Here is a 25,237-nt window from a genome sequence, read left to right on the forward strand (position 1 = left end):
CAAGAACTGACTAGTCAACCAGAAAGGATAGCCCCAATGAAACATCTTCTCGTACTCCTGACGGTCGTTCCGTTATTGGTCAACCATGGCAACCGCGCGGACGCTGACATTGTCGTCGAGTTCGGTTCCGCTCAAATTCGCTCCGGCGGATCCGGTTTCATTGATGTGTTTGTAAGTAGCTCCGATGGAAGCGATGAGCTATTTGGATTTGAAGCAGATTTTTCGCTGCTTGGCGATAACACGGGCGGGTTTTTGGAATTTAAACCGTCGTTTAACCCAGCGAATCCGACCGGCCCGGACACCCAAAGTTCCGCTGAGACTCAAGATCCCGACTATGTCTTTCGGGGCGATTCGACGAGTTTCTCGGCGACGCGAAACGGTCCGCCAAACCAGATGATTCAATCTGATTTTGCAAGCGCCAACAAACCGCTTGGTTCAGATCGCTTTTTGTTAGCACGGTTGGATTTCTTTCACATCACACCGGTGCCTGTGAACACGGTGTTTTCGGTCGCGCTCAATCCGACGGGCAACACAAATTTCTACCACGATGACTTAAGCACCGCATCGATTGATGCGGTCTCATTCACCAACCTAGGGTCGATCAACGTCACCGCTATTCCCGAGCCATCAAGTCTGCTGGTACTGGCGATGGTGTTTGGCGGCGTGGCAGTTCGGCGCAGAAGAAAAACGCTACTCCCTGTCCGATCGGAATCGAAGTGCTGAATCAATGGATCCGTTGCCGTGCTGCGGCGCGGTCCACTACTCGCTGTGGGGGCAGCGAATTTTCTCTGTTGCAATCGCAACCATCAAGCACGACTTGCTGCAGTCGTCTTCAATCGCTTGGTCGGTGCTGCGCGACCGGCGAAGTTTCAGCGGTGGGGCTGGAATAGCTCTGGTTTTCAATGCTAGCAAATGTGAATGAGACGCTTCGCCACCGTTTTCATTGGGAATTTGCTGGAATCATTCGCGATCGACTCGGACTCGCGTTTCGTTTCTTCGACTCTTCCGCGATGATCTGTCCCCGTCCATTCTCAACGCGTCGGGATGGGAAAAACCAATGTCTCACGCAGTGGCGCAACTTCAAAAGACGCTGCTTGGGTGGAACGGTGATTGAATTCTCATGCGATGAGAAGCCAGAGTCGGTTCGAGTGACGAACCGGCAGATCGATACGAAATGGAAGGATCACGAAGTGCGCAGCAGATTATCACCCGCGACCAACAATCAATCGAGCTCCTGTTTGACGGATCCAAGTCGGGCGTTGGCAATCCACCCGCGCTCGCTCGTGGCGATGCTGTTGCTGGTTGTCATCATGCAAGCCACCGCTCCGGTGATCGGGCAAGAGTTCAAGCCGCTTAAACCGGCTGACACGTCAAGCCCCCGAGCGACGCTGCGTAGTTTCCGGGACGATATGAACGCCATGTATCGATTGCTCGCCGATCCGGAGGGTCAGAAAAGCAGCATCGAACTGACGACCCATCGGTCGCGTGCGGTTCGCTGCTTGGACTTGACCAGCATCGATGTGGCGGACCCTCAAGATATGGGGCGACAACGAGCCGTGATGTTGATGGAGATCTTTGATCGAATTGGCATCGACATCGAAACGGTTCCAGGCGCTGACGATGTTGCGGAAAAAGAGATCCGTCGTTGGTTGCTGCCGGACACTGAGATCGCAATCGAGCAGCTGAGCGAGGGGCCACGTTCGGGGCAATTCCTGTTCGCTTCGGATACGGTGGCACGGATCCCCGAGTTCCACGACCGTGTCAAGCATCTGCCATACAAGCCAGGAACTGTGATGGAAGACGCGTTCGAAAAACTCTTCTCAGTGGCGTCGCCCGCGGTCGAGCCGAATCATCCGCTTGAACCAGCCGACACCACCAGTCCGCGCGGGACGCTGAAGAGTTTTATCGACAGCATGAATGACATCTACCGCTCGTATCGGGATGACGGCAACACCCCGGAAGCATTTGCGGCGCGGCAACTGCCAATGGCTCGTGTCCGCGATTGTCTGGACTTGAGCGAAGTCCCGCCCGCATCGCAACTGCCCACACTCCGTGAGACGGCCGTCTTACTAAAGGAGGTGTTTGACCGAATCGAGATACCACCTTTTGACTTGATCCCTGGTCCAAACCAGGTCAGTGCGACGAATTTGGACCAATGGTCGATCCCCAACACGGAGATTTCGATTGCCCGAGTCAGCGCGGGGCCGGACACGGGTCGTTTCCGTTTCTCGCCCCAAACCTTGCGGCATATGAAGACGTATTACGAGCGCGTCGAGAATCTGCCTTATAAAGAAACGCCTCTCATTGCCAACGCGTACGATGTCTATTTTCAGTTGCCCGGGCCGATTGTCCCGGCATCATGGATTGAAAGTTTGCCGGACTGGATGCATGGTCGACTGGGGCGGCAACCGATTTGGAAATGGACATCCATTGCGATGATATGGATTTTGTTGGTGTCGCTACTCGGCCTGACCTTCCGGCTTTGCGTCGGTCGGCGGAGCAAGAACCGGCTCGTTGAATTTTTGATCAGCATCGTGTTTCCGGCCAGCGGAATGTTGTTCGTCTGGCTTGCTAAATTCTCTGTCGATGTACTGCGTGTCGACCAGAATGTGTACTTGATTTGCAGCATGTTATTCACACTGATGTTTGCGTTTCTGACCACGTGGCTGGCTGTGAAGATCTTGCCGGGCATTGGAGAGTGGATCATCGCGTCACCGCACATCAACTCTCAAAGCCTGGACGCCCAGGTGGTGCGGGTGATCTTCCAACTCGCAAGCGTCGCGGCGCTCGTCGCCATCGTCTTGAAAACCGCCGACCTCTTGGGCGTTCCGCTGACGCCCGTCGTCGCGGGTTTAGGCGTGGGTGGACTGGCGGTTGCTTTGGCGACTCAGAACAGCCTGGAGAACCTGGTCGGGGGCTTCAGTCTGTTCGTGGATCGACCGATCCGTGTTGGTGACTTTTGCCGTTTTGGTGACCGTCTTGGCACCGTCGAACAGATCGGTCTTCGATCAACCCGCGTGCGGACGCTGGAAGACACGGTGGTCAGCATTCCCAACGCGACGTTCGCTAGGATGGAATTGGAAAACTTTGCCAAGCGACGCAGAAACTGGTATCACCCGCGCATCGAGCTGGCCAAAGACTCGACGCCGGATCAAATTCGCGTCGCTCTGATCGAAATTCGCAAGGTGCTATATGCGCATCCGAAAGTCGATCCCAATCCGGCCCGGATCCGCTTTCTCGGTTTCGGTGATTCATCGCTGAATCTTGATATCTTTGCGTTTACGACCACGCCCGATTTCGATGAACACCTGCAAATTTCAGAGGACCTTAACTTGAGGATTCTGGAGGTTCTCAGCCGGATCGGAGTCTCACTCGCAGTCCCAACGACGAAGACGTTGGTGCAACGATGCGATCCACCAGGAAACGAAAACGTTCGACGTGCCAAAGAACAGGTGCGAGATTGGCGCGCCAAAAAAGAGATGCTGCTGCCGTCATTTCCCGAAGAAGAAATCGACCGATTGCGTCAAACGGCTGATTACCCGCCAAACGGTTCCGCGATCCGAGTCGACAGCCCAGTCCTCTGTGAGTGAAGTTCAGCTGTCCTGTCGATGGTGGTCGCCGACTTATCAGCTATCTTATGCAGAGAGATTTCCTTTCCAATGCATCGAGTCATCGTGCCATGCCCTCTCGCGCCGTTATCACTCTGTGGCTGTTGTTCAGCAGTTTCATCCATTCTGTGCAAGCAGCTGAATCAGGATCACGAAACCAGCCGCCTAACGTGGTTGTGATTCTGGCGGACGACCTGGGCTGGAATTCGGTCGGATATCATGACGATGAATTCAAGACGCCTCATATCAACTCCATCGCGGCAGACGGGATCGAACTGAATCGGTTTTATGTCGCGCCGATGTGTTCGCCGACCCGTGCGGGATTAATGACCGGACGCTATCCGATCCGTTTCGGCCTGGCCCGCGCAGTCATCCCGCCGTATCGTGACTACGGTCTTCCGACCGCCGAAACAACACTTCCCGAAATGCTTGGCCGTCTGGGGTATGAGCATCGTGGAGTCTTTGGCAAGTGGCACTTGGGACATCGACGTGCAAAATGGCATCCGTTGGCTCGAGGGTTCAGCCATTTTCACGGACACTACAACGGCGCGATCGACTACTTTGATTTGACGCGAGAAGGTGTCCGAGATTGGCACGTCGACTATGAACCATTGGACGAACAGGGGTATGCGACCGACCTGATCGCGGATGCGGCGGCTGACTGGATCAAAGAATCCTCGGCCTCCGACTCTCCGTATTTTTGTTACGTGCCTTTCAATGCTCCGCATTCACCATTCCAGGCGCCCGACGATGCGATCAAGCAATATGGCGACTTAAGCGGCAAGAAGAAACGCAACGAAAAGAATCGAGAGATCTACAAGGCGATGATCGGTCGCATGGATGAAGGCATTGGCAAAGTCCTGAATGCCGTCAATGCTTCCGGCGAATCCAAAAACACGCTCGTCTGGTTTTTCAGTGACAATGGCGGCGTAGGAGGACTGCGGGGAATCAATCATCCGCTTCGTGGTTCAAAGCTAACCGTTTTTGAAGGTGGCATTCGTGTGCCGGCTTGTGTTCGCTGGCCTGACAAAATCCCTGCGGGCCGATCGACGGATATCGTTTGTGGCTATCTGGATCTCTTGCCGACGTTGGTTTCTCTAGCGGGAGGACAGGTGTCAGATCTAACGGACAAGCCAATCGATGGCGTCGATCTGTCCGCGGTCATGCTCGGTCAAAGTGAGAGCATCAAGAATCGGCCCTGGTTTTCTTATCACGGACAGCCCGGCCCCACTTCGGAATGTTTGGCAGTCATCGACAATGGTTGGAAATTGGTCGTCAACGGCCCTCAGTTGAAAGACCTGGAGCAACTGCACGACCAGACCCACCAAGTTCATCTCTTTCATTTAGCAGATGATCTGAACGAATCAACGGATCTGGCGGCCGAGTATCCAGAACGAGTGAAACAGCTGGCGCAGCAACTGATTGAGCATCGGGCACTGCAGCCAAACGATGCGATCCCACCTTACAAATTCGGCAGCTCCGGTTTCGTGCCGCCGCCGTTATGGCAGGTTCATTCTCCGTAGTAGAGTCTTAACAAGCTGTTGATTACCCACAAGTTTTGTTTGACCACCCGATAGATCCCTCGCTGACGCGTCGGGTTCCCATTTGTGGGTAATCGCCGGCTTTAACAAGATCCACTACAGAGCCTAGATCTTAGCGGTGGATTGACGGGAATTGCTCCGCTGATCGCTCGGTCGAGCTGTTATGATAGAGACGTCCAGACATGTCTGGATCCCGCCTGCATCGATCGACCTGAACGAATAGGTCTGCCCACCCAATGACGACTTCCCGCCAAAAATCTTATTGTGCTTGCCTGCTGTGTTGCACCGTTGGTCTTGTTGCAACGGTGCTCAGCGCCCGAGAACCAGAGACATCATCGCTCTCTGGGGCACCGACCGATCCTTCCAAGTCGGCAGCGGCTGAACATCGCCCGAGTCTCACGGATTTGAAAGTCAGTGGGTATCAACGTTCGCGGTACAGAAATTTTATTGCGTCCAAACAGCATCCGCACACGGATGCCGAGAACACACTGCCACCGCAAGCGAAGATCGCTGAGTTTGAATCTACGATTCAGCCGATCCTGGATCAGAACTGTGTCGATTGCCACGGCCCCGATACGAGTGAAGGGAATTTCCGAATCGATACGTTGGATCCAGATCTGTTAGCGGGGAAAGACACGGACTGGTGGGCCGAAGTGTTTGCCGTGTTGACCAAAGGTGAGATGCCGCCGCCGGACGACGGCGAACTGGAGGAACAGGATCGACTGCGAATGGTAGGTTGGTTGGCGGGCGAATTGCAGACCGCTTCGAGTGTGCGTCGTAACTCAAGATCGCATTCTACGTTTCGTCGCCTGACGCGGTATGAGTACAACTATGCGTTGCAAGATCTGCTCGGATTGCCCTGGGATTTTGCTAAAGACCTGCCGCCGGAATCACAGTCAGAGGATGGATTCGAAAACAGTTCGGAACTGCTGCATTTGTCGGTATCGCAATTCGAGACCTATCATCGGCTTGCTCGCAGTGCTTTGCAGCGAGCGACGGTAACGGGTGATCGCCCGACGACGCGCTACTGGGGCATCGCGATGAAAGATGCCGCCCAACGGGAGTGGGGAAACCAAGTCGAACAGCTTGATAAGGCGAAGCAGGAGTTCAAGGACGATCCTGAGAAGCTGCAAATTGAATTGGATCGATTGCAGGAAAGTTTCCGAAAACCGCACCGCACTGCGTATTTTAAAGAGCTTTCCAGCGACCGGACGGCGAAAGCGCGGTGGCAATACCCAGGTGCGCGGTACGCATTTGCGCCCACGGACGAGCCGCCCGAGTTTCCCGACGCCTATGATTGTGTCGCCATCCTGCCTGCCGGTCGCCAGCAGGAACTTGTCGTCGAACTGGGGAACCAATTGCCCGACGAAGGCACGATGCGGGTGATGGTGCGAGCCTCACGCGTGAACACAGATGGTGATTATTTCCCGCAGATGCAACTGCTGTTCGGATGGCAAGCCAGCAACGAAGGGCGTGCCTTGCTTCGTGTCAGTCAGTCAGACACGCCGGTAACGGCGGTCCCAGATCAACCACAAATCATCCACTGGGATGTACCTTTGGGGGAAATCTATCCACGCAATTCTGTTAGAAAAACATCCCCGATGGGAGCGATGCCCAGCCCATCGGAATACATTCGGATTGCCAACAGTTCCGCGTCGGCGCAGCCAATTCAGATTGACTTTGTGCGTGTCGCTGCGCCGGTCTACGATCAGTGGCCCCCCGAATCGCACAGGCGGATTTTTTTTGAAAGTGAACATGCGGATGACGAATTGGTTTATGCAAATCAAATCGTGACGGCGTTTATGTCGCGAGCCTGGCGCCGCCCGGTTACCGGAGAAGAAATTGCGCGAAAGCTGAAACTTTTTTCCAAGATCCGATCGCAGTGTGAGAGTTTTGAAGAAGCAATCGTCGAAGTCTTGGCAACGGTGCTGTCATCTCCCCAGTTTTTGTATCTTGCCAACGAGACAGCTCCTCTGACGGATCAACATTCGACGGCAAAATCCAACCAACCGCCTGCATCGACTGGCTACGCTCTGGCCACTCGATTGTCGATGTTTCTCTGGTGCAGTGCTCCCGACGAAGAATTGATGACGTTGGCTGGGGGCGGGCAACTCGCTGACCCAGATGTGCTTGGATCGCAAGTCGAACGGATGCTGAACGACCACCGCAGCAAGCGATTCGCAAAACACTTTGTGCATCAATGGCTCGATATGCGTTTGCTGGATTTCATGAACTTCAAGCAACACATCAGAAACTTTGATCCGCTCTTGAAAGAAGCGATGCAGCAAGAGCCGGTCGCCTTGTTTGCAGAAATGTTGGTTCAAAACGAGAGCGTCTTAGATTTCATTCATTGCGACTATACGATGGTCAACGAGCGACTCGCCGGTCACTACGGGCTAAGCGGTGTTTTCGGCAATCAGTTTCAACGGGTGGATCTGGATGGCGACTTTCAGCGTGGTGGATTGTTGACTCAGGCGGGACTGCTGGCGATGAACTCTGATTGGCCGGATTCCCATCCACTGAAGCGTGCAATTTGGTTACTCGAAAGCCTGCTGGGTGATCCGCCGCCGCCACCACCACCGGCTGTCCCGCAGATCGATCTGGCCGACCCTGAAATTGCAAAACTGACGTTGAAAGAGCAAATCGAAGATCATCGCAATCATGCTGCTTGCATGTCATGCCACGTGAAGATCGATCCATGGGGAATCGCATTCGAGAACTATGACGCATTGGGACGGTGGCGTGATCAGATTCACGGTAAACCGGTCGACGCATCTAGCGAGTTGTTCAACCATCAGACGCTCGATGGAATGGACGGGCTAAAACGGTTTTTGTTGGAGAATCGACAGGATCAATTTGTTCGCGCGATGGTGCACAAATTAACCACGTACGCTTTGGGGCGGCCTTTGACATTTGCCGACCACGCGGACGTTGATGCAATCACCGCAAAGGTGCGTGCCCAAGGCGACGGACTAAAGACCATGATTCGAGAGATCGTGACCAGTGATCTCTTTCAATCAAAACACCGAGGATAATTTGATGGGATTGAAAATGAATCAGATCGATCGGCGACGATTTCTTCGAGGCAGCGGTGTCGCCCTGGCACTGCCCCTGTTCGGATCCTTGTCCGTCTCTTCGGCTCGCGGCCAACAGGTGGCGGCAAATCCAAAGCGGCTCGGCTGCTTCTATTTCCCCGATGGCGTTCCAATGCCGCTGCCGGAAGACCCTGCATATCAAGACTGGGCCTGGTTTCCTCATGGAAACGGTCGCGAGTTCACATTCACGAAATGCATGGAGCCGCTTGAATCGCTCAAGAGTGACCTGACAGTGTTGTCTGGTTTTTCGCATCCGAAATCGCGAGACGTGCATGGGCACAACAATGCCGACCAATTTTTGACCGCAGCGGCAACAGGTGGCGGAGATCGTGAGTACCAGAATACGATTTCGCTGGATCAGGAATATGCCAAGCACGTCGGGGATCAAACGCGGTTTGCGTCGTTGGTCATGTCAACAGATGGTGGGACGGGCACGGCTCGAGGAACGCACACCCTGTCCTTTGATCGCAACGGACGCCCGATTCCCGCGGAGCATCGACCAAAGCAAATTTTTGATCAGTTGTTTGTCAAAAGCGATAGCGATTCGGCTCGCCGTCTGGCGCTCAGTCGTAGTGCACTCGACGACATGCTTTCCGATGCGCGCTCATTGCGTCAATCTTTGTCGGTCGACGATCGAAAGAGCTTGGACGAATACCTGGACTCAGTCCGACAGGCCGAAATCAAAGTCGAAAAGGCAAAACGGTGGCTCGATGCGCCGCTGCCGCAGATGGATGGCGACCCGCTGAACCTGGAGTTGACCACCGACGAGCCGCGTGAGTATTTGCAGACGATGTTCGACCTGATTTATCTTGCGTTCAAAACGGATTCGACGCGAGTAGCGACCTATCAGATCGGTCGCGAAAACGGTGTCGGCCGCAGCGATCATCTCGCTCGTGCAGTGGGGTTCAATCTGGCGCACCAGTTGTCGCATGAGACGAAAAAGGTAGGCGGTTGGAAAGATTTTGGCATCTATTGCCAGTTTCTCAACCAGCAGTACGGACGTCTGATCAGCAAGTTGAAGGAGACGCCTGAACCAGCCGGGACGGGCAGCATGTTGGACAACACGTTGCTGTTGTTCGGATCGGCATCAAGCGCCTTTCACCTCTCTCGCAACTACCCGTTGATTCTTGCCGGTGGCAGCCAATTAGGTTTCCGACATGGGCAGTACATCAATCATGCCGGCATGAATTTCCAAGGCGGTCCATGGCTGGGAAAGCGAGAGCCCTGGCAAGACGAAGCGAAGGGAGAGGATTTGCCACTGTCAAACCTGTATGCCACGATGCTGCAGCGGCTAGGTGTCGCCACCGAATCATTCGCCGACAGCACCGGCATTGTCAAAAACATCTAAGCTCGCATGCCGAGCGACCAATCAGGTTCACATGATCAATTCTTTGACAACACGAGCCGGGCGATTGGCGGTGATGATTTGTTGTTGGTTGCCGTGTTGATAGACCACGTCTTCGTGGTTTAACCCAAAGAGATGCATCACCGTGGCTTGGAAATCATTCGGGGTCACAACGTTTTCAATCGCGTGATGCCCGAAGTCGTCGGTTTTGCCGAACGTCATTCCACCGCGAATGCCGCCGCCGGCCATCCAGATACTAAAGCCTTGGCCGTTGTGATCCCGGCCAGCTTTTTCTGCCGCGCCGTGATCCTGCGTGACGGGCAATCGGCCAATTTCACCGCCCCAGTGCACCAACGTCGTGTCGAGCATGCCGCGTTGACGAAGGTCGGCGACGAGTGCTGCGGCGGGTTGGTCCGTCTTTCGACAAATCGATGCCAATCCGGTTTTGATGCTGCTGTGGTTGTCCCATGGTTGGCCGCTGTGAAACAGTTGGACAAAACGAACGCCGCGTTCAACCAACCGGCGCGCGAGCAAACAACGCGTGCCATATTCACGCGTTTCCGGATTGTCCAAACCATACATGGAATGCGTGGCGGCGGTTTCCTGAGAGATGTCCAAGGCGTCACTCGCGGCCGTTTGCATTCTGGCCGCCAGTTCGTAACTTGCGATCCGTGCCTCCAGGTCCGCTTCGCCAGGGTGCGAGGACAAATGTTGCCGGTTCAGATTCTGCAAGAAATCTAGATTCTGGCGTTGATAGGCACCCGACAAATGTTTCGGTGGCTGCAGATTGAAAATCCGAGGTTCTTTTGGCCTTAGCACCGTTCCCTGGAACATTGACGGCATGAATCCGTTGCTCCAGTTCGTGGCCCCATCGACAGGATGCCCACCTGGATCCGCCAGCACCATGAAAGCAGGCAGGTCCTGGGACTCGCTTCCGAGCGCGTATGTCACCCAGGAACCGAACGTAGGTCGCCCGACAACCGCCGGGATACCGCCGTGAAAATAGCGGATCGAAACTTCATGGCCGTTTGCTCCGGTGTGCATGCTGCGGATCAAGCAAAGGTTGTCGACGACCTTTGCCGTGTGTGGTAACAGTTCCGACAACTCGGTTCCGCATTCCCCATGAGATTGGAATTTAAACGGGCTACCGAGCAACTTCTTGCTCGCTTCATTGACGAACGAAAACTGAATGTCACCCGAGTACTCGGTCCCATCGTATTTGCTTAACTCAGGCTTCGGATCTGTCAGATCCATGTGCGAGGGGCCGCCGTGCTGGAACAGCGAAATCATCGCCTTGGCGCTCGGTGCAAAGTGCGGAGCGCGGGGCTGTAGATCGTTATGCGGCTTTAACTTCAGCGCCGGCGGAATCGCCTGTGCGGTCTCCTGCGCTAGCATCCAGTTTAGCGCCAACGCGCCCACTCCCATGCCAGTATTCTGGATGAATTGACGTCGTGTGCCGAATGGTGGATGGTCAGTCATGCCGGACAACTCTTTGATCATTCGATATAAAGAAATTCGTTGGAATTGATCAGCATCTGACAGATGTTGACGAGGACTTGCTGGGCGGGGGAACGCCCCTGGGAAGTCCCTTCTGCGTCACGTGCCATCAGCGAAAGCTGATCGCTCGCAAACGCAAGCGATGTCGTTAACTCAGTATCGCTTGGTGGTCGAGACAAAACGATTTCCCATGCCGCATTGATTTGCGACGGCAAATGAGTGAAATCTTCTGTGGGGCCATGGAACGCGGTCGTTGAATCGTGCACAACGGGCTGTCCGCCGGTGGGTGTAAAGGTCAGCTGAAGAGGCCATGAAAACGAGTCAGAAGTTTCATGTTCCAGGCAATCCACGACGATGTCGATCGCTTCGCCGGCCTGCACCGCAAAGCCCGAGACTTCAGTGGTCGTCGAATTTGTTTTTACCTGCCAAGTTCCACGCAAATCGTTTGTGGAAAAAATCCGTCCGCGAACGCCGTCGCCGTGCTCACTGGTGTGCTGCAGCGTTCCTGTCAGACTCAGTTGGCCGGCCGCGGGTGAGACCCACCGCCGGATGGCGGGAAATTGGTTATTGCCAGGGTGCCCACCGTTGGCATTTAAAATGACCCAGCCGAAAACGGAATCCGGCGTGGTCGCACTGCCTTGCCAGGACGTCCCGGTAAAATGCGGCAGTTCAACGAACTCGCTCACGGCTTCATTGGTCTGGTCAACCTGCCCCGTCCCGTAACGCCATAACGGCGCTGGTAGGTTCGGTGACCAGGCGGTGTCGATTCGTTCGCCCGTCTGTTCTGACCGCGTTTGTGTCATGCTGGCCGCGCGCGCAATCGCTCGGTCCGCAACGCGACTGGCCTGTTCCAGGATAAAGTCACCATTGAGCATCATCAACGATTGCGGTGCGACGGTGGTGACTGTTCGCACATCACAATTGACATTCATCACGGGGGCATCAAAGGCCTGAAGCATTCCGACCGGTTGGCTGCGGCGCACACTCGCGTAGAGACTTCGACGGGGCTGTTCTGAATCAACGCGAACTTGTCCCGATTCGTCTTCGGCAATGGCGACCGGTGGCCCAAATAGACTCACATCAAGGTTCCCCGAAACCGCCAACATCGAGTCGCGAAGGATTTCCGCGTCGACACGCTGCAATGACTTGCGCCAATAGTACTGATTCTCTGCGTCGATCGTTTCGCCTTCGGGGCGTCGATAGGAACTTTGTCTCCACGTGGTTGATGTCAGAATGCGTCGATGTAGATGTTTCAGGCTCCAGCCATGATCGATGAAATCATTCGCCAACCAATCGAGCAACGCGGCGTGTGTCGGCTCGCTGCCCAGGCGACCAAATTCGCCTGGCGTTGACACGATGCCTTGTCCAAAATGGTGCATCCACATGCGATTTACGATCGCTCGCGCGGTCAACGGATTGCCTCGGTCGGTTAACCACCGTGCAAATGCCAAACGCCGTCCCGTCGTCGGTAATGTGGGGTCATCGGCCGGGAATTCCACGCGAGCAGCTTCCGGGGCAGCGACGGTCAATGCTGCTGGTTGGACTTCTTGCTTGGGTTGATTGAAGTCACCACGATGAAACAGATGTGTGACCGGAACATGTCCGGGAGGCTCGACTAGCGCGAGCAAAAATTCTTCGGTCGGTTTTTTGGCTCGCATCTCCGCCATCTTGGCGTCCATCTCTTTCAGCGTTTCGGCCGCATCGGGCCGGTACTGGTACAGCACTCCGGGGGTGATGTTGATGCTGGGATGGCTGGCCAAAAGTTTATTGTGTTCTTCGTTGCGATCCTTGCTGGGCGTCTCGTAAGCGATCCGTAGTTGTGAGCGAAGCGGTTGCTCAAACTTCAACAGTTCCTGCTCAAAAACCTCGCTGATGAACGCAGCCTGTTGAATCGCTCGTTCGGCGCCGACTTCCTTCACTTCCTCTTCAATCAGTGCCGCAGTCGCACGATCCTGTTCGGTGTACAGGGAAACCAGTCGCTGCGCCGGTGGCTTCCATGCTTGCCAATCCAGTGCAGGCGCAAACACGGCGCGAATTGCAAAGTAGTCGACATGTGAAATCGGATCGTAGCGATGGTCATGGCACTGAGCACAGTGCACGCTGGAGCCCAACATCGTGCTGCAAACAATCTGCAAGGTGTCGGCAATCGTTTTGTTTCGAGCTTCGGGGCTGTTGTCGCCGCTGCCGGTGCCATCAGCCGCCATTCGTAAGAAACCGGTGGCCGTCAACAATTCAATTTGACGGTCTGTCCAGTCCCCGGACTTGGGGCCGGCCAGTTCATCCCCCGCGATCTGCTGGATGATGAACTGGTCAAATGGCTTGTCATCATTGAATGAACTGACGACGTAATCTCGATAGCGCCAGGCCCACTCGCGACTGTTGTCGGCCACGGTGTACCCATCACTGTCTGCGTAACCGGCTGCGTCTAGCCAGTGCCGGGCCCAGCGTTCGCCATAGTGAGGCGAGCCGAGCAATTGATCAATCAACTGTTTGTACCACCCAGCATCCTCCAACTCGCTCCAATGTTTCAATTGCTCGATCGTCGGTGGCAGTCCGATCAAATCGTAATAGACACGTTGAATGATCGTGTGGCGATCCGCATCGGGTGAAAACGTCAACCCGTCAGGCATCGCAGCTGCGATCAGTGCGTCAATGGGATTTCGGATGTTCTCGGCATCCAACATTGGCACTCGCGGGCGCGTGATCGGTTGATATGCCCAGTAGTTGCGTTCTTCTTCTGTGATCGGGATGCCTGGCCCGATTTCGTTGGGTTCGCCGCGACGGGTCTTTGCTCCGTTCCGGATCCATTCTTCCAAGACCGCAATTTTGTCTTTCGGCACGCGAGTTTCGCCCGGCGGCATGTCTCCGTCACGAATGCGAGCGAGTAGCAAACTGTCGTCTGGATTCCCCGGCGCAATTGCTGATCCCGAATCGCCCCCAGAAAGCATCAAATGCACTAGACGTAAATCCAGTCCGCCTTCGATCTCTTCGATTGCACCGTGGCAATCAAAACAGTACTCGCGAAAAATAGGGCGAATTTCTGTTTCAAAAAAAGGTGTTTCCGCAGCGATCAGCTCATCGCCACAAACAAGCATTATCGATAGGCATGTCAATGCAAACCGATGAATGCGGAAATTGGCCGACCATGTAACCATGGCGTCAAAACCGATTGGCAAGAGGTGGGAAGGAAGGCGGGGCTGATTCGCGAACAAATCAGTGCTTAAGAGTATGACCAGGCGATTCGCCAAAATCAATGATGATTGAACGCTACAGATCCAGGAAAACAATGCTGGACGGATTACCGACCGGCGTGTATTGGCCGGTGAAATCGAGCGCCCCGGTCGTCTGATTCACTTTGAAAACCGTGATGTTATCGGCTCGTTGATTGCAGCTATAGAGAAATTGGCCCGTGGGATCAAAGTTGAAACTTCGCGGATAGTTTCCTCGCGTCCATTCATTACCCACCGGAGTGAGCGTGCCATCGTTTCCGACAGCGAAGATCCCGATGCTGTCGTGCAAGCGATTGCCGGCATAGACAAATTTTCCGTCGCCGGAAACCAGAATCTCGGAACAGAAATTGCTACCCGCAAACCCATGTGGTAGTGACGAAATCGTCTGGCGCTCGGTCAGATGCCCCGAATTGGTGTCATAGTCAAACAGTGCGATTGTCGACCCTTCTTCTTGAATCGAATACAGCCATTGACCATTGGGGTGAAAATGGAAATGCCTGGGACCATCGCCCGGTGGAAGCGACACATGAGGCGGATCGTTTGCTGCCAGCTTTCCGGTTTGGTCGTCAAACTGCCAGACAAACAGTTTGTCGAGTCCCAGATCCACGTGCAAAACAAATCGCCCGGATGGGTCGCTTTGAATCATGTGCGCATGTGTCCGATCATGGCCGCTAAACGCGAAACTACCCGCTGGGGCATGCGTCGCTTTGGTGGGACCAATCTGACCGTCATCGTTCTTGATGTCTGTCGCGGTGCCCAATCGACCATCCGCCAAGATCGGCAACACCGCGATCGAACCGCCGAAATAGTTCGCGACAAAAAGAAACCGTTTGCCGGGATGAATGCTGACGTAGGTCGGCCCGTCACCACCAGAGGAGACAGTGTTCAGTAACGTTAGCTGTCCGTTTGATGTGTCGACCGAAAAGGCACTGACGGTTCCCTCTTTGCCCCCTTTTCCGGTGCGGTCGGTTTCATTGCTGGAATAGAGGCGTGTTCCATCAGAACTCAACACCAAACAACTGGGACTTGTTCCCATTTCGTAAACGCCGGCTGTTGTCATCGCACCGGTTTCCCGGTCAACTTCAAACAGGTGAATGCCGCGACCATTTCCCGGCGGCAAATCCACTTGCGTAGGAAGAACATCGCCCAGTGGCGAACTGAACGTGCCCACATACGCCATCAGTGGGCCGGTTTCATTCGGTTCAGCCTGAAGTGAATGAGTGCAAATCAAAATCGATGTCGCGGCAATGATTGCGGCCAACAGTTTTTGAGTCGGGGCCCGGGATGGAACAGAGGCAGGCATGGCAAAAATCTAATTTTTTTGAAAACGGATGGGTGATTCTTCGATCCAGGTTGCTTCGTTTAGCCCCGGCCGCCCTCGCAACACGTTTCGCATATTCGATGACAAGAGGTGCATTGCAATTTGCCGCGGATGTCCACCAGTTTCCCACCACAAACGGGGCATGCGGGATCGGACGAAGGGGTTGGAATTTGATCGGAATCGTTTGGCATCGCTACTTTTTCATTTGTGTTAAAAAGTGAATCGTTCCATCCTAGCGAGATTCCCATGGATTTTCGGCCCCGTCTAGCCGGACACCTCAACTATCTATCCGCATCGGTTTAATGGCAGAACGACTTTCCGTCGACCAAGCTCGAAAGCTGGTCTTGCATTCACAGCGACTGCCGCCGATGAAACAGACAGGGTCCGCGATAGATGCGACCTTGGCGGCGATCGAACACCTCGGCTACATCCAGATTGACACGATCTCGGCGGTCCAGCGTGCCCATCATCACACTCTGTGGAATCGCAACCCGCGCTACACACCTGAGCATTTGGATCAGTTGGTCGTTGATAAACGCGTCTTTGAATATTGGTCGCACGCCGCCGCCTATCTGCCGATGCGAGATTTTCGACACAGTTTGATCACCAAGCAACGTATCGCAAGCGGCGATCGACGGCACTGGTATGTGAGTGACCAACGGTTGATCAATTCGGTGTTGAAACGGATCACGGTGGAGGGGCCTTTGATGGCCAAGGACTTTGAGAACACCGGTAAAAAGGTGGGTGAGTGGTCCAGCAAGCCTGCCAAACGTGCGCTGGAAACCTTGTTCATGAAGGGCGAACTGATGATCGCCGGCAGGCAGAACTTTCACAAGGTCTATGATTTGACCCAGCGCGTCTTGCCCGCTGACACGGACACCACGACACCGACACCCGCCGAGCACGGGCGTTTTCTGATCACGCGTTTCTTAGAAACCAATGGACTCGGACAGCCTGGCGAAATCGCGTACTTGCTGAAGAATATCAAGCCGCTAGTGTCCGATTGTTTGCAGGAAATGGTTGCCAGCGGAGAGGTGCGACAGGTCAGTGTGAATGGTCAATGCTATTTTGCGTTGCCCGATTCACTGCAACTGATCAACAAACCGTTGACTCGCAATAAACTCAAAATTCTATCGCCCTTCGATAATCTGCTGATCCAACGCAAACGCATGCAGATGTTGTTCGGGTTTGATTATCTGATCGAATGTTATGTTCCGCAAGCGAAGCGTCGTTACGGCTATTTTTCGTTGCCGATTCTGTGGGGTGGAAACCTGGTGGCGCGGATGGACTGCAAGGCCGATCGCAAGGAGTCGGTGCTAGATATTCTGCACTTGGCGATGGAGCCGAGCCTGAACAGGCACGACGCCTTTTTCAGTGCCCTGCAAAAAGAGCTTGTCGCTTTTACACGGTTCAACAACTGTCGCGATTTGCGGTTGCACCGAACATCGCCCGCAAAATGGAAGCCCACGCTGCAAAAATCACTCCGCAGTTGAGGGACCTGGTTAACGAACGCCTCCGCAAATTTTCATATGATCAAGCACCATGGCATACCTCATCGCCCAAAAGAAAACCGAGCCTGAACAAAGAGCTCTCAACAGTGTGGTCGATGGTCATTCTTGGATCTCTCATGCGAAAGCTCTCTACCTGTCCTCGACACCTGTTACAGCACGATGTGGGGATCAATCGATTGGTCGCTCAAATAATCGAACATTCGCCTGTAATCGAGATCCCCTTTATCGCAAACGATTCCCTCCATGTGCGTTCTCTGCGCTCATCCAGGGCCTCGAGCCACGTGATCTGTTGGATCAAACCTTGTTGGTTGTGAATAGTGAAATGGGACGTACGCCGAAAATCGGTGATCCGCGATCTGGCGGCGTCGGTGGCGCTGGTCGGGACCACTGGACGCATTGCCAAGGCGTACTGATGGCCGGCGGCGGAATCCAAGGCGGCCAGACCTATGGATCTAGCGATCGATTGGGTGAGCACCCATCTGATCATCCACTGACACCCGCAGATATCGCCAAGACGGTTTACCATGCGGCCGGCGTGGACGATCTCAGAGCGCAAGACTCTCAAGGACGTCCCTACAATCTGCTTGAAGAAGGCCGGCCAATCAAAGAGCTGTTTGGCTAAGTCCGCTACGGTTTGGCAATCCATTGGCGCACGATTGCGGCGTCAGCGACATTCCAGATCCGAACTTCGCCGTCAAAAGAACCGCTCGCAACGTAATGACTGTCGTCACCACCCGCTGTTGTCGGCTGGTAACATGCGGTCAGCACCCAATCGCCGTGCCCCATGTATTCTTGTGCAATTTTGTTGGTCGTTAAGTCGATTCGCAGCAGTCGGTTATCGGAACAGGGCACGAAAAGATTGGTGCCGTTGCGGGTCAGTTTGTGCCCCTCGCCGCCAACGCCGACTTCCACAACTTTCGCGGCACCTTCGACGTTCCAGCGATGCAGCTTGTTGTCAGCGCCAACGGAAACGACCTGCTTGTTGTCGGCGAGTATGGAAACACCTCGTACTGCGGCTCCATGCCCCAGGTAGCTCGACAGTAAATCACCGGTTGCTCCGTCGTACACCTTTGTCGACTTATCCCGACTGGCGGAGGCGAGTCGTGTGCCATCGTCACTCCAGGCAACGGCGGTAACCCAATCCGCATGACTCGCGATCGTTCGTGATTCCTGTAGATTATCAAGATTGACAATGCGAATCGTACTGTCGGCCGACGCGATGGCTAATTCATTCGTGCCAGGCCGATACGCGAGGTCCAGGACGACATCGCTTGTTCGTGCGATGACACTCGTGACGTCGCCCGCGTTGAAATCAATTAATCGCACCTCTCCACTTCGCCCAGGTTGTCCGCAACCGACGGCCAATGTTTGCCCGTCCGATGAGAACGCCAGGGCGAAAACGCGTTGCCCGACATTCTTGATCCGCCGAACGAGTTTCGCGTCCTCGGTATTCCAGATCACCAGCTCATGGTAGCCGCTGGTGACAATCTGTTTTCCGTCGGGCGAGAACGTGGCCGCCGTGATCGGAATCGCTTGGCCGTAGACTTCTGGCGGATCAGCGTACCGGGCCGGTGGGATAACAAGGGCGAGCGACTGGCCGGGGTTTTCGCCATCGAATTTTGCTCCCGCAGCGATCCACTTTTTGATCAATTCGATCTGTTCTGGCGCAAGAGCTTCATTCTCAGCCGGCATTCGTTCCGATTCGTCATCGCTGGTGATGCGGCGAAGAAACTCGCTGACTTGATCCGGCGAAGCTGCGATCGGCAATTCCCCCGAGTCACCTGCTTTTAGTAACTCATCGTAAGTGTCGACACGATAGCCGCCCTCCGCTTTCTTGGGTCCGTGACAGGCAAGGCAGCTGTCAAGCAGTATCGGAGCGATGTCGCTGCGATAGCTAACGGCCGTCGTGTCGTCGCCCAATGACAGATTGCCAAAAAAGCAAAATGCGATCGCAGCAAAAATGTAGATTCGTTTCATAAATCAGATCGGTGTTCGATGAACCAACAACTAGTGTTGAAACAGAAATTCGTCAGTATTGAACAACGCCCAGCAAACATCCTCAACTCCGACGACGGGATCTGGATTCTTACTGCAATGCTCAAGTGCGGCCTTCAACTCGATCTCGGACGGCGGACGGCAAACCGCTGCCAAGTAAATTTCGCTAACCACCTCTTCGACGCCCTTCCCTGTTGCCAAAGACTTGCGAAAACGATTGTTGGCCGCTCGTAGCTTTTCATGGATCATGGGCCCATTGAACAACTCGATGGCCATGCCCAATGTGGAATCGTCGGCTCGTTCGCAGGCACAAACGGTGCTTCGCTCAGGTTGCCCAAACACTTTCAGGAAATCGATTTTTACGACATCCGGTGCGGGCAACTGTGTCGCCAGCGTTCCCGCAGGGAGACTGCCGAATTTTTGCTCGAGTTCTAACGTGCGATTGATCGCATCGAGCAACTGTTCCGCTCCCAGCAAGCGAGGTGCTTGGTGCGAAAAATATTTGGAGTCGTCCTGGTTGTACTCCGTCGTTTGGTAACTTGCTTGATACGTCCGGCTATTTAAGATGACTCGCAACAAGCGTTTTCGGTCGTAACCACTCTCAACGAAGTCTTTTGCCAGGGCGTCCAACAACGTTGCGTTCGACGGAGGATTCGAGTCGCGGAAATCGTCAATTGGGTCGACAATGCCGCGCTCGAATAACTGGCTCCAAATGCGATTGGCTTCGATCCTGGCGAAGTACGGATTGTCCGGATTCACCAACCACTCTGCAAACGCTGTGCGACGGTCGGTATCGTTGGGCGATTCGATACTGCCGACCTGGGGTAACCATGGGGCCATGATTTGACCGGTCCTCGGTTGTGTCACGTCACCAGTGAAGCTGGTGTAGACGAACATCTCGCCGGGACGCTCGGTGTTGCGTCGTTGCACGCGATTGAAAAAGGCACCAAGCCCGTAGTAGTTGTCCTGAGTCCAACGCTCGAACGGATGGTTGTGGCATTTTGCGCACTGCAGTCTCGCACCCAGAAAGACTTGGGAGATCGTTTCCACACATTCGTTCATGTCGGTGGACGTGCGATAAAAATTCGCAGGCGGATTTGCCAATGTGCTACCGGCTCCCGTGAGTAGCTGCTTGGCGAATTCGTCGTACGGCATGTTTTCATGCAACGACTGTTCGACCCAGCGGTGATATTTATAGACTCCTTCGTCACCGACCAACTTGCTGGTCATCTTTAGCAAGTCGCCCCACTTCAACGCCCAGAATTTGGCGTACTCTTCTCGCTGAAGGAGTGCGTCAACGAGTCGTTCGCGTTTGTCTTCACCGGTATCGGCCAAGAATGCGGTCGTTTCATCAATGGTCGGCAGAATGCCCAGTAGGTCCAAACTGACCCGTCGCAAAAATTCATCGTCGCTGCAGGTGTCTGCAGGCAAGTATTGCAGCTGTTGCAGTTTGGCATTCACAAGTTCGTCAATGTAATTATTCGGCTGCGGAGACTTCCATTCAAAGTCATCCGAATTCTCGACGAACATTAGCGGCACGGATTCGATGTACTCCAGCAACCGTACCAAGATCGCAACTTCACCACGCGCGTGTGGCGTCACGAATCCGTTGACGTCAACCGTAGCAACGGACGAGTCGGAAGTTTCGTAGGCGACGAGATGAGTCACATCGCGTTGACGACCATCGGCAAAATGTGCAGTGACTGCGAGTTGCTGACCGCCGTCCTTCACAGCCAATATCTGCTTTTGACTCGGATAGACTTCCAGTTTGGTGATGCGTGCGGAGTCCACTGGGTCTGCCGTGGCGCCGCTGGCAATCCAATCACGCAGGATCTTGTAGGCGGCGTCGTCGGTGTGCAACTGCTTGCCACCACCATGCGCCACTTTCATCAACGGCTTGAGCAGAAGTAGACTCTGTTCGGGATCAATCGGGTTCGTGCGACGGCCAAAGTCTTCACGGATCAATGTCAGCTGATCAAGTTTCATGTCAAAAGCGCGCAGCGACAACCGAAAGCCTCCTTTTCCGCTGGGCGATCCATGACAGGCCCCGGAGTTACATCCCTGTTTGGACAGCGCGACCAATACTTCGGATTCGAATTCGATCTTGCGCGGCGTCGCCATGTTCGAAACACGCGTCGGAATCACATGTCGATTGCTGCCAATTTCGACAATCACCTCCGTTTCTCCATCGGCGATCGGATAAACGACTCCGTCACGCACTTCGGCAATTTGTGGATTGGATGAAGTGAGGCGTGCATGACGAGACCAGTCATGTGGCAAGCCTTGTCGGTTGGTCCCCGTGACCGCCAGTTGTTGTCTGCTCCGAGAGTCGGTGAATATGATTTCGCTCGGGTAAACGACCAAATTCGCCGGATTGTCGGCAAGTGTGGGCAATGGATGTTTCGAGGTGACAGTAAAATCCTGCCCTGTAAATTTGCTGGATGCGCTGAGCGCTAGCTCGTGATCCACATCAAGATCCGCGTCACCAGCGATTTGCAATTCGAATTCTGCTTGGGTTTGATCAGCGGCAATAGTGATTGATTCTGGACCTGTGATGCCGGAGGGCAAACTCGCCAACGTGATCACCACGGGCTGCGGATCACTTCCCTCACGATGTAGATGCACTTCCGTGCGAACGCGCCCGCCGCGAACAAACGGTTCAGCGAAGTTTGTTGTGACGCGAACGGGATCAATCCACTGGATGGGCAAGTGGTACGTTTCGATGCGACCATGGCCATTGAAATCACCGTACACCAGCAGGGGCAAATGCTCCGGTTCCCCGGTGGCTTGTTCGCTACGGGTCAGGGTTAGCGTGTGCGTTTCCTTGTCCACTTTTGTGCTGGCGTTCCAGCCGACCGGCAGTGAACTTGGCAACACATCGACGCCCGTTTTGAACTTGTCTTGAAGTCGTTTGGGCGTCAGTACAGCCGAATGGGAACGCACCGGACGAGCAAACTGCACGGGGGCTGTTGGTTCCATCGTAAACGGCGCAGCCGTTGTCGTTGTGGCGGCGAGTACAATCGTCCCATCTGCCCGTGCCGTAGGAGCAAGCACGAATGGTTCCTTGACGCGTCTCAGGGCATGACTATCTACGAAACAGCCTTGTTCGGGGTTGTCGACAGAGGTCGCACTGATTCGCAGAGCGTCCAGGCTATCCGTCGTCCAACTCTCGTTTGCAGTCAGGTAGATCTTTGCTGCGACGACCTTTGCGGGGATGCGCGGATTCAAGATTCGCACTCCTGATTCAGGGTTGGTCAGTGCGAGGTCGATCTCGCCGTCGTAGCCAAACCGCGAGATTTGCAGATCCAGAGCACATGCGCCGTGCCCGGGTTCAATCATGAATTCTTCCCGAGCGCTTGCGTCTGCTTTGAGTGCGACAGTGAATGTCCCAGACAGAGCGCACTGAATGTAGTAACTGAATCGATTGCCTCCGCGTTTCAATAAATCAGTCACTTCCAATCGATAGTCACCGTCGTCGGAAAAAGTGGCGTCGAAGCTCCACTCGTCAGCGTCGGTGACTTTCGTCTCGGCGATCTTGGCCCCCGCAGCATCGAATAACTGCATCTGTAAGAGTGAGGGACTACCGAGGCTTCGCGTTTTCGCCGCGAAGCGAGCGACTTGCCCTTTGGCACCGCGGATGAGATAGCTGTCGACTTCTCCCGGTTGCTGCAACCGACCGTTGATGCCAATCGGTAACGTCAAACAGTCGTTCGATGCTGTCTCAGCGATTTGCGGAGCCGGGCTGTGATAGAGCGGTACCCAGCTGGATGATTTTCCATTGTCGAATCGAGCTTGAACGTGAATGGTACCTCGATCTTCTGCGGGAACTTGGATCTCGCGTGCAGGCAAATGTTCTGCATCCGGTCCAGTGAAGGAGATCTCTGTCGTTTCGCCGCTGCGCGTAGCCAGCGGATAACTTTGATCGATGATCGGGAAATCCCCGATTCGCAATTGATAGAGTGCGCCGCCGGCCGAGTTGCGGCTATCGTGAATCTCGATCCAGTAGTCACCTTCCTCGGCAAATTCATAGCTGAACCGACAATCGGGGCCGACCGAAGTGTCGTCGACTTGAACCAGCGTCTCTCCGGCAGCATTCAGCAGACGAAGCACCGGGTCCATTGCCGAGCGAAGTTGTTGAGTATGGACTTCGACAGCAATTCGCTGCCCTCCAGTCACGTGGATTCGATAGAAATCGCTGGCCGATGCATCGCAAACACCCTCGACCGTTGATTGCGATGAGAGCTGCTGTGCAGTAGCGAGCGAATGATTGTTGCCACTGTCATCGACCGCATCCAAATCATCGACAAACAAGGTGTGCGGTTTGACAGCACCCGTGGCTGTCGCCAGCCAAAGACTCATTGGTCCAAGGGGTGCGTCCTCGGATAAAGTCAACGCAACCGTGGCTTGAGTCGGCTCAATGTTTGAAATCTTCCAGTCCGCGGACAGATCACTCGACGTTAACCGTAGCGAGTCATTCAAGTCGGTTCCTTGAATCACCAACTGGATTGTTTGTCCCGGCTTACAGGTTCGCGGCTGGACCGTGGTGATCGTCTGGGCAGTAACGTGAAGCGATAAACACAACCACGCGAGGCTTGCACAGCAGATCGTGAGTGTTTGATTTCGCATGGATTCCATTCGGTTGGAAGGAGAGGTGCCCGTGATTTTCCGGACGTCGTCACACGAGTAGTTCATGCAAAACTCTCCCTGAAGTGATTCGGTGTGGTCGCTCTTCTCGATCCAGCAGAGCGGTTTGTGTCGGCAGTCCCATCGCATGCAGGATAGTGGTGGCAAAATCTTGTGGTGTGACTGGATCCGACGCGGGGTAGGCAGCATGTTTGTCACTTGATCCATAAACCATGCCGGGCCGGATCCCGCCGCCCGCTAAGATCCCGCTGTAACAGAACGGCCAATGTTCTCGCCCGGCATTGTTCGCGGTAATCTGTGGCTTGCGGCCGAACTCACCGACCCAGGCAACAATGGTCTCGTCCAACAAACCGCGATCTTCTAGATCCGTCAAAAGTGCCGACAATGCTCTGTCGGCCGGCGGAATCAAGTCGTTCTTCAAACGATTGAAATTGTCTCCATGCGTGTCCCAGAAATTCTTTCCGTCGTTGTGCCAATTCACTGAGATCAACGGCACTCCATGCTCGACCAATCGCCGAGCCATCAAGACACATTGACCGTGAACGTTGCGACCGTAACGTTCGCGTGTCGCATCGCTTTCTTGAGTTAAATCAAACGCCGACCGCACGTTGCCCGATCCGATCATCTCCATCGCCCGCGATTGGTGGTTCCCGTAAGATGCCGCGCCGAGCGAGCGATGTAACGCCGCACGCTGGGCATCCAGCGTTTTCAACAGTTCCACTCGCGATTCCAATCGGCCGATACCAATGTCAGCTGGCAGGGAAAGTCCTTGCGGGTGCCAGTTTGGATCATTCAGATCGCCGTCGAGCAACATGCCGTCGTAGGCGGATCCCAGCCAGCCACCGTGCTGTCCGGGAGCTTCACCACCTGGTGCGGCAGGATGAAACGCTTTCCAGGGCATCGCAACAAAAGAGGGCAAGCCATTGGTGGTGGGGCGAAGCTTTGATACCAGTGCGCCCAAATGGGGAGAGTCCTTCGCACTTGGTGGATCGGCATCGCTCTTGAGCACCGGCGCGAGCTGGCCAGTGAGAGTCGCATGACCACTCGATAAATGAGCGGGATCGTCGTGCGTCAGAGAGCGAATGATCGCTAGCTTGTCTGTGATCGATGCGAGCCCAGTGAAGTGCTCGCAGATGTGAGTGCCGGGAACCTTGGTTGAGATCGGATTGAAATTGCCGCGAACCTCCGTCGCCGCATCGGGTTTCATGTCGAACGTATCAAGCTGGCTGGGACCGCCCCACATGAATAAAAAAATGCATGCCTTGGCACGCTTCTTGGGCAAGCTCTGTCCGTTTTCTCGTGCGAGTTCTTGTGCGACGGCCAATCGCGATTGGAGATCACCCCAGCCAAGCCCGAGCGCCGAAAGGGAGCCCGCCTGCAACACTTGCCGGCGGCTCATGCGACTGGATCGTCGAAATTCGCGGCAGCCCGATGGCTTGCTCGTATCACG

The 25,237-nt window shown here is 54.7% G+C and carries 13 protein-coding genes; 7 read left to right on the plus strand and 6 right to left on the minus strand.

Annotation, left to right across the window (positions count from 1 at the left end; all coding sequences use genetic code 11):
- Nucleotides 1-36: 36 nt before the first annotated feature.
- The 5 genes from NHH03_RS17155 (at nt 37) to NHH03_RS17175 (ending at nt 9,592) form a co-directional block, all read left to right on the plus strand.
- Nucleotides 37-723 (plus strand): PEP-CTERM sorting domain-containing protein, encoded by a 687-nt coding sequence (locus NHH03_RS17155; RefSeq protein ID WP_253158215.1) that lies wholly within the window; start codon nt 37-39, stop codon nt 721-723.
- Nucleotides 724-1,238: 515 nt separating this feature from the next.
- Nucleotides 1,239-3,590 carry a mechanosensitive ion channel family protein gene (locus NHH03_RS17160; RefSeq protein ID WP_253158216.1) on the plus strand — a complete coding sequence of 784 codons (2,352 nt, stop codon included), beginning with the start codon at nt 1,239-1,241 and terminating at the stop codon, nt 3,588-3,590.
- An 89-nt stretch (nt 3,591-3,679) separates the two neighbouring features.
- Complete coding sequence (locus tag NHH03_RS17165; protein ID WP_253158217.1) at nt 3,680-5,131, plus strand: sulfatase-like hydrolase/transferase; 1,452 nt, start codon at nt 3,680-3,682, stop codon at nt 5,129-5,131.
- A 254-nt stretch (nt 5,132-5,385) separates the two neighbouring features.
- Nucleotides 5,386-8,184 (plus strand): DUF1592 domain-containing protein, encoded by a 2,799-nt coding sequence (locus tag NHH03_RS17170; protein ID WP_253158218.1) that lies wholly within the window; start codon nt 5,386-5,388, stop codon nt 8,182-8,184.
- 16 nt (nt 8,185-8,200) lie between these two features.
- Nucleotides 8,201-9,592 carry a DUF1552 domain-containing protein gene (locus NHH03_RS17175; protein WP_390895583.1) on the plus strand — a complete coding sequence of 464 codons (1,392 nt, stop codon included), beginning with the start codon at nt 8,201-8,203 and terminating at the stop codon, nt 9,590-9,592.
- Between the two features lie 27 nt (nt 9,593-9,619).
- Here the strand turns inward: NHH03_RS17175 and NHH03_RS17180 are convergent, their stop codons facing one another.
- The 3 genes from NHH03_RS17180 to NHH03_RS17190 all read right to left on the minus strand — a co-directional run bounded on the left by NHH03_RS17180 (nt 9,620) and on the right by NHH03_RS17190 (nt 15,619).
- A complete protein-coding gene (locus NHH03_RS17180) occupies nt 9,620-11,068 on the minus strand; it encodes a DUF1501 domain-containing protein (protein ID WP_253158219.1) in 1,449 nt (482 codons plus the stop codon).
- A 17-nt stretch (nt 11,069-11,085) separates the two neighbouring features.
- Nucleotides 11,086-14,181: a PSD1 and planctomycete cytochrome C domain-containing protein gene (locus NHH03_RS17185; RefSeq protein ID WP_253158220.1), complete on the minus strand. Its 3,096-nt coding sequence runs from the start codon at nt 14,179-14,181 to the stop codon at nt 11,086-11,088.
- 172 nt (nt 14,182-14,353) lie between these two features.
- Complete coding sequence (locus NHH03_RS17190; protein WP_253158221.1) at nt 14,354-15,619, minus strand: lactonase family protein; 1,266 nt, start codon at nt 15,617-15,619, stop codon at nt 14,354-14,356.
- Nucleotides 15,620-15,939: 320 nt separating this feature from the next.
- Here NHH03_RS17190 and NHH03_RS17195 point away from each other — a divergent pair, with 320 nt between their 5' ends.
- Together NHH03_RS17195 and NHH03_RS17200 are read left to right on the plus strand one after the other, a co-directional pair.
- The gene (locus NHH03_RS17195; protein ID WP_253158222.1) at nt 15,940-17,130 is read left to right on the plus strand and encodes a winged helix-turn-helix domain-containing protein; all 1,191 of its coding nucleotides are present in this window, start codon (nt 15,940-15,942) and stop codon (nt 17,128-17,130) included.
- A gap of 49 nt (nt 17,131-17,179) precedes the next feature.
- Complete coding sequence (locus NHH03_RS17200; protein WP_253158223.1) at nt 17,180-17,770, plus strand: DUF1501 domain-containing protein; 591 nt, start codon at nt 17,180-17,182, stop codon at nt 17,768-17,770.
- A gap of 5 nt (nt 17,771-17,775) precedes the next feature.
- Here the strand turns inward: NHH03_RS17200 and NHH03_RS17205 are convergent, their stop codons facing one another.
- The 3 genes from NHH03_RS17205 to NHH03_RS17215 form a co-directional block, all read right to left on the minus strand.
- Entirely contained in the window at nt 17,776-19,125 is a 1,350-nt protein-coding gene (locus NHH03_RS17205) for a c-type cytochrome domain-containing protein (protein WP_253158224.1), read from the minus strand.
- Between the two features lie 30 nt (nt 19,126-19,155).
- Nucleotides 19,156-23,640, minus strand: coding sequence for a DUF1549 domain-containing protein (locus tag NHH03_RS28215; protein WP_253158225.1), 4,485 nt, complete (start codon nt 23,638-23,640; stop codon nt 19,156-19,158).
- A gap of 178 nt (nt 23,641-23,818) precedes the next feature.
- Entirely contained in the window at nt 23,819-25,186 is a 1,368-nt protein-coding gene (locus tag NHH03_RS17215; RefSeq protein ID WP_253158226.1) for a DUF1501 domain-containing protein, read from the minus strand.
- Between the last annotated feature and the right edge of the window lie 51 nt (nt 25,187-25,237).

The organism is Stieleria tagensis (assembly GCF_024129865.1).
GTDB lineage: Bacteria > Planctomycetota > Planctomycetia > Pirellulales > Pirellulaceae > Stieleria > Stieleria tagensis.